Here is a 641-nt window from a genome sequence, read left to right as displayed (position 1 = left end):
GCAATATACTGAGTTTCAGGCATACCAAGTCCTGTAAGCTTGTTCAGAGCTTTGATCATAGCGTAAGTCTCGCCAACCTGAGCATTGTAATTTCTTAGGCTTAATTTCCCATCTAGCAGCTGTTTTACTCGGTACATTGCTGTCTCTGATAGTGAGCGCTTGTGATAGCCATACCGTTGTTTCCACCTCTTGTTGGAGCCGTAGAGCTTTTGACAACCTACTGCTAAATTACGAGGGTGTCCTTGTTCCCAGAATGCAGCCCCTTCTCGTGGTGGGATAAGCGCAACCGCTCGCTTAATCCGTATCGCATCATGACAATTCCTTGTGTCATAAGCACCATCACCTGATATTTCAAATTATTTTACGACACGTTTGCTTGAGTAAGTTGGGGAGCACTTCGGCATCGGTTACGTTAGATAAACTCAGCTCTGCTGCGACTATTTCGTGAGTGCTTGTATCTACTGCAATATGCAGTTTACGCCAGACTCTGCGCTTCCCATCAGAACCATGCTTCTTGACCTTCCATTCACCCTCGCCATAAACCTTGAGGCCAGTGGCATCAATTGCCAGGTGTTGTATTGCTCCTCTGGTTTTGGTTTTAAATGTCCTCTGGTTTTGGTTTTAAATGAAACCTCAACTTC

The 641-nt window shown here is 45.2% G+C and carries 1 pseudogene; it reads right to left on the bottom strand.

The window, feature by feature from the left end:
- Positions 1–603, bottom strand: a pseudogene (locus L1D22_RS22270) (IS5 family transposase); the annotation flags it as partial.
- Positions 604–641: the final 38 nt, after the last annotated feature.

The sequence above is a fragment of the Vibrio sp. Isolate34 genome, from assembly GCF_022397915.1.
GTDB lineage: Bacteria > Pseudomonadota > Gammaproteobacteria > Enterobacterales > Vibrionaceae > Vibrio.
Note: the sequence above shows the minus strand (reverse complement) of the source record. Positions and strands in the feature narration are given on the sequence as shown.